Below are 6,000 nucleotides of genomic sequence, written 5' to 3' on the forward strand. Positions count from 1 at the left end.
AGCCTGAAAAAACTTAAATGTGCTGTAGATATTCACGCTAACTTTTACAAAAACGACACTAGGGGACATGATATGATTCATAACGCGAGCAAGATGCTCCCACTAATTATCCTAATCAACCTGACGGTTGCTATAGTTCAAATAACGGAAGATAAATAATCAAACTTCTTCCTTTTTCCTTCTACAATAATAATATGCTAAATCAAAATTGGTTAAAACCTGGTGACTTACTACAAGTTATTTCACCAAGCGGTTGTCTGCGAGAATTAGATGCTTTTGAAAAGGGAGTGGAAATTTGGCGATCGCATGACTACCAAGTAGAATTAACTCCTGGTTATGATGAACAATGGGGTTATTTAGCAGGTACAGACGAAAGTCGCTTCACTCAATTAATAGCAGCGATTAGTAATGAAAATTATCGTGGTCTTCTCTGCTCTAGGGGTGGTTATGGTACGACTCGCTTACTCGAAAACTGGCCAAACCTCAATGATTTTTCATTGCCTATTCCTAAATGGTTGATTGGTTTTTCTGATATTACTGCCCTGCTGTGGACTTTTAGTAAAATCAGCAATTTTTCCTGTGTTCATGGTCCATTATTAACTACTTTAGCTGCCGAACCAGAGTGGTCCATTCAACGACTATTTGACTTGGTAGAGGGTCGTTCCCTAGAACCTTTAAAAGGCAATGGTTGGGGTGGAGGCCAGGCCAAGGGCTATTTAATGCCTGCAAATTTGACTGTAGCTGGTCATTTATTAGGCACTAAGTATCAACCAGATTTGACTGGGACAATTTTAGCCTTAGAAGATACAAATGAAGTTCCTTACCGTATTGACCGAATGTTGACCCACTGGCGGATGGCTGGGGTTTTACAGCAGTTGAATGGTATTGCTCTGGGGCGGTTTAGTCAGTGTTCCCCTGGCCTTATGAATAATACAGAGTTTACTGTTGAAGACGTATTGCGCGATCGCCTGGCTGATTTAAACATTCCCATCGTTTCCGACCTTCCTTTTGGCCATGATAGTCCAAATGCAGCTTTACCTGTAGGAGTTGAGGCCCATATTGATGGTGACACAGGTGTTTTAGAAATTAAATCAAACCCGCTTATCTGATTTGCAGCACTGTTTAAGTGTTTAAGATGGGTGAACCACATAGACAAAAGCAAAATCCTTGTAGGGATGTTCCATGGAATGTCCCTAGAGTGGTCTACTAGTGTAGTAGTCAGAAGCTAGGGATTGTATCAAATCCGGTAGCATCGGTGTAATTAGATAAAAAGGGTGGGGAGTGTGGGGAGATGGGGAGATCAAGTAAAGATGTAACAATGGCGCTGAGATGGAATATTTTTTTATACCGAATTAAGCTAGTCTGATATTCTATCATAATTCGGAAATGCTAATAGTTATAGCAATAGACAGATAGGTTAGAACATAGCTAGTTACAGGGAAATGTTTTTCAATCTGTTGCTTGTTGCCTGTTCCCTGCTATATCATAAAAAATTGGCATTTTGTAGGTTAGGTGAAGTTAAGTGCAGAACCAACCTACAGTATTATTACTAATTATCCTTTCTAGCATGACACCTGATACCTGAAAAATGACTAATCAACAAACTCTCAGGCAGAAACTTTTAGACTTAGACAACTGTAACTACAAAGCTTACAGAGACATTCAAGGTAGTTACGAATTTCCTGACTTTACCCTAATCATTGATTATATTCAGGGAGACCCCTTTGGCGCTCCTAGTAAACTTCGGGTGCAGGTGCCTTATACAGTTGCTGCCTTTCCTCCAGAACTTTATAAAAGTCCAATTCGAGAAATTGCCCTACGGGATTTCCTAACTCGTAAATTTGACAGAATGGCTTATGAGGTCAGTGGACGGCGTGGCACTGGCAAAAGTGGGATGGTGGCAATTACGAAAATGGGACAGGAAGTGCTGGAACGAACATCAGTATATTTGGCTAATATAGACCCTCCAGCTCCTAAAGTTGTTTCTCCTGGGTCAAACCCCGCTTTACAAAGAGGAAAACCGATAAAATTAAAAAACAATCCTCAAAAAGGTGTTGAAGTACGATTAATAGTTGGATTACCGGCAAATGGTCGTCGTATTCTAGGTAGACAGGCAGCAGAAATGTTGTGTGATGATATGCCTTATATTGTTCATCGCAGTCTCAAATATGAACAATTAGATGCTGATGCTTGTCGCCGTCATGTAGAAACTGTAGAAGATACAGATTTTTTACGGAAGCAGTTGGTAGAAAAAAATCTGGTGGCTTTTGTTGCTAATGGTGCAATTTTACCACGTCGTAGTGGGATTGACAGTCGCCCTTTGTCATCTGAGAATGTAGTGCCATTTCAGTCTCCTCCATCTTTGGAAGTAGAGTTTGAATGCCCGAATCAAGGTAAAATTTCTGGCATGGGAATATCTAAAGGGGTGACATTAATTGTGGGTGGTGGTTATCATGGTAAGTCTACCCTCCTCAAAGCGATTGAATTAGGGGTTTATAACCACATTCCTGGTGATGGACGTGAATTTGTTGTGACAGATCCAGCAGCGGTGAAAATTAGAGCAGAGGATGGTCGTAGTGTTGCAGGTGTAGATATTTCGCCGTTTATTAATCAATTGCCTCAAGATCGTTCTACTACTCAATTTACTACAGAAAATGCTAGTGGTAGCACCTCTCAAGCTGCAAATATTATGGAAGCTTTGGAGATAGGTATTAAAAACGATAAACCTGAAGAAGTTACTACAACTTCTCCTATATTGTTAGTAGATGAGGATACGGCAGCAACTAATTTTATGATTCGCGATCGCCGGATGCAAGAACTTATTGCCAAAGATAGTGAACCTATAACTCCTTTTATTGATAAGGTAAGACAGTTATATATTGACTATCAAGTATCAACAATTTTGGTTATGGGTGGTAGTGGTGACTATTTTGAAGTGGCAGATAAAATTATTGCTATGGAAAACTTCCAAGCTAAAGAAGTTACAGAAAAAGCTAAAGAGATTGCCAAAAAATACGTTACTGGTCGTACTTCTGAAGGTGGTGAAAATTTTGGTGAAATTCGAGCGCGGATACCACTATCAGAAAGTTTAGATCCCAGTCGGGGACGACGAGATGTGCGTTTGAAAGTACGAGACGTTGATGAGGTTGTGTTTGGTAGCGAGGATGTTGACCTCTCTAGTGTTGAACAGTTAGTGAGTAAAGACCAACTAACGGCGATTGGTGCAGCTATGGTTTATGCTAAAAAACAATACATGGATAGTGATCGAACATTGTCAGAAGTTGTTGATGCTATTATGGCAGATATTGAATCTAAAGGTTTGGATGTTTTGCTTCCTTTTCCACAAGCAGATTTAGCTATCTTCCGACGTTTTGAGTTGGCAGCAGCGATCAATCGTTTACGGACTTTGAAAGTTAAATAATTACTGCTGAGGAAAAATAATGTTTAATATTAACATTTAGCATAAGCTGTTTAGCATTGAAATTGGGTATATAAATATTGACTCATTGAATAGAGCTGATAGTTTAACAGTCTTTCTCTGTTCCCTGTTATATTATGTCCGGTTGAATACTGATAAATAGACCTCTGGTGAAAAAGGTATAAATTTTGGCCTGAAGTAGGGAACAGGGAATACCAAGCATGACAAATGTTTGCTACAAATAATTATGTGAGTACTTAGGAGTCAGAACTCGGAACTCAGTTAGGATCTCCGTCGTTAGGGCGACGTACAGAATTAATATATTAAGTATCATTTCTTAGGACGTCTTTTTAGTCACTTGTAACATCTGATGTCAAGTATTTTAACTCTTCTAATTATTCGTAACATTCTTTTTTCACCCTTGGTAGAACAGGGAAGAGCTTTTTGGGAAAAAGGTACAAAAAATGATTTATTTGGTGATATCACCTCCGGTTGAATACTGATAAATAAGTGAGTAGGGAGTAGGGAGTAGTAGGGACGTTGCATGGAACGTCCGTAGGTCTTAGAGATAAAAAAGAGATTTGCGATAGCAACTGAAAGGATAGTTTTTTTGCATAACTAATAGAGTTGTGGCTAAATAGATGGAAAAAATCGCTCCAACCTAGACAGAGCAATAATTCCAAGACTTTTTAGTAGCCAATAGCTACAATCCTGACAGAACAAAGTTTTTGAGGATTTTTTAAGTTATAAAGCGACAAGTCTAATTATCCGGAGATGATATTACCTGCACGTTTGCATACCAGTCTGCACCGAAAGTGCTATATGTATATTTAATCTAGAAGGAAAAAATTATGACGATCGCTAAATTTATGGAAAATTTGGACAAGCATTGGTGTTCGCTTGCCAATTATACCAAGGTAGCGATCGCGTTCTATCAAATCACCAAGCTAATTACAAATTGCTCCTCTAGTGTCAACTTCTAAAGCTTTTACTTCTGTAACTACTCCTTGATTTTTCCAAGTATCTGCCATTGCTGTTACTACTGCTGATGTTGTGAGCGAATTTGTCAGTGCTAATAAAGTCGGGCCAGCACCACTGATTACCATTTCATCAGCACCAGCATCTAAAGCAGCTAATCTGACTTTTTCATATCCTGTGATTAGAGACTTACGGTAGGGTTGGTGAATTTTATCTTGCATTCCAGCTTTTAACCAATCTCCATTACCAGTTTCTAAACCTCTTAACAAAATTCCTAAATGAGCAGCATTGAATATTGCATCGGCGCGACTGTACTCTGTTGGTAAAACTCGTCGCGCTTCTGCTGTTGAAAGTTCAAAATCTGGAATTGCAACTACTGGCACAATATCAGAATGCCAAGGAATATCACATATTTCCCAACCAGTAGGGGTGGAAGCTGTTAAACAACAGCCGCCGAGTAAGGCAGGTACAACATTATCTGGGTGTCCTTCAATAGCGATCGCTAAATTCATTATTTCTGTTTGATTCAAAGGATGTCCCGCCAGTTGATTTGCTCCGAGTAAACCTCCGACTATTGCAGTAGCTGAACTTCCTAAACCTCTAGCTAAGGGTACTCCTAAGTCGATTTCTATTTCTACAGATGGGGGTATTTGCTTGAGATGTTCATATAATTTGACGAATGCTTGATAGACAAGATTGGTTTTATCTGTGCTTACTCGTGCAGCTTCTTTGCCAGTGACAGAAATTTTGAGTTCTGTTGCGCTATCCGCAATAGAAAATTTTAAGCGGTTATATAAGGAGAGAGCAGCACCGATGCAGTCAAAACCAGGGCCGATATTTGCAGTAGTTGCGGGAACGGTAACGGTAACAGAGGAAGGTGTGGTCATTTCAGTTATCAGTTATAGCGCTACGCGCTAGGGAATAGGGAACCGGGAACAGGGAATAGCAAACTGTAAAAGGATTTTAGGATTGAAAAATGTCCTAACCAATTTTTGTAGTGCTATATCAGTTATCAGTACCTCCGGCTGAGGCCAGAGGCAAGAAAATACTGAAGTTTACTTTTTTCATCCCCTTGAAAGGGGAGGCTATTGACCCTCTTTTTTGGTCATTGTTATTTTATTAGTTAGAGTAGTTTATTTAGAATACTGAATAATTTGTGTAGTTGACAATATTCTCAGGACTTACGCAACGTTTTTCTGTCTAATACCAGTTTCTCCTCTTGCCTCTATCCCACGAAGACTCCATGGCTCAAAATTGTCATCAAGGTCAAGATACCGTCAGGGTTCTATAAACCTCCTAGTTAACATATTCCTTTTCTACTAATGCGTATGTCGCAATAATACAATACAATACAAATGTATTTCAGAGATTGGTGGAGAAACCTAGAGCGATCGCTGAATTCAGATATAAAAATCTTGATGGGAAATAGATGGGGGAATGGGGAGTTGGGTGTATTGAAGTATTTTCAATTATTGCCTAACTGGACTTTAGGAAAAAAATGTGGTAAAATAGTCTAAAATTATTATACAGCAATACTTTTACCTGAAAATATTCCACCAATGAGAGAAACAACCCTGTGTGCCTTACCTCCATGCTTTGAAAAG

5 protein-coding genes are annotated in these 6,000 nt (G+C 39.2%); 4 read left to right on the forward strand and 1 reads right to left on the reverse strand.

The genetic code is table 11. The features are described 5' to 3' along the window. Positions 1 to 194: 194 nt before the first annotated feature. The 3 genes from F6K18_RS24685 to F6K18_RS24695 all read left to right on the forward strand — a co-directional run bounded on the left by F6K18_RS24685 (position 195) and on the right by F6K18_RS24695 (position 3,914). Positions 195 to 1,109 carry an LD-carboxypeptidase gene (locus F6K18_RS24685; protein WP_287524965.1) on the forward strand — a complete coding sequence of 305 codons (915 nt, stop codon included), beginning with the start codon at positions 195 to 197 and terminating at the stop codon, positions 1,107 to 1,109. 479 nt (positions 1,110 to 1,588) lie between these two features. After that, complete coding sequence (locus F6K18_RS24690; protein WP_287524966.1) at positions 1,589 to 3,421, forward strand: ABC-ATPase domain-containing protein; 1,833 nt, start codon at positions 1,589 to 1,591, stop codon at positions 3,419 to 3,421. A gap of 367 nt (positions 3,422 to 3,788) precedes the next feature. Then, positions 3,789 to 3,914, forward strand: coding sequence for a hypothetical protein (locus F6K18_RS24695; RefSeq protein WP_287524967.1), 126 nt, complete (start codon positions 3,789 to 3,791; stop codon positions 3,912 to 3,914). 451 nt (positions 3,915 to 4,365) lie between these two features. Here F6K18_RS24695 and thrB read toward each other — a convergent pair whose 3' ends face one another. Beyond that, complete coding sequence (gene thrB / locus F6K18_RS24700) at positions 4,366 to 5,283, reverse strand: homoserine kinase (protein WP_287524968.1); 918 nt, start codon at positions 5,281 to 5,283, stop codon at positions 4,366 to 4,368. Positions 5,284 to 5,751: 468 nt separating this feature from the next. On the opposite strand from thrB, the gene F6K18_RS24705 reads away from it, so the two are divergent. After that, a complete protein-coding gene (locus F6K18_RS24705; protein ID WP_287524969.1) occupies positions 5,752 to 5,913 on the forward strand; it encodes a hypothetical protein in 162 nt (53 codons plus the stop codon). Positions 5,914 to 6,000 lie beyond the last annotated feature (87 nt).

Origin of the sequence: Okeania sp. SIO2C2, from assembly GCF_010692625.1 — a bacterium.
GTDB lineage: Bacteria > Cyanobacteriota > Cyanobacteriia > Cyanobacteriales > Microcoleaceae > Okeania > Okeania hirsuta.

Bases quoted from the DNA above. Each gene is read 5' to 3' on its own strand.
- F6K18_RS24685 (WP_287524965.1), top strand. From the start codon at position 195: ATGCTAAATCAAAATTGGTTAAAACCTGGTGACTTACTACAAGTTATT.
- F6K18_RS24690 (WP_287524966.1), top strand. From the start codon at position 1,589: ATGACTAATCAACAAACTCTCAGGCAGAAACTTTTAGACTTAGACAAC.
- F6K18_RS24695 (WP_287524967.1), top strand. From the start codon at position 3,789: ATGTCAAGTATTTTAACTCTTCTAATTATTCGTAACATTCTTTTTTCA.
- thrB (WP_287524968.1), bottom strand. From the start codon at position 5,283: ATGACCACACCTTCCTCTGTTACCGTTACCGTTCCCGCAACTACTGCA.
- F6K18_RS24705 (WP_287524969.1), top strand. From the start codon at position 5,752: ATGTATTTCAGAGATTGGTGGAGAAACCTAGAGCGATCGCTGAATTCA.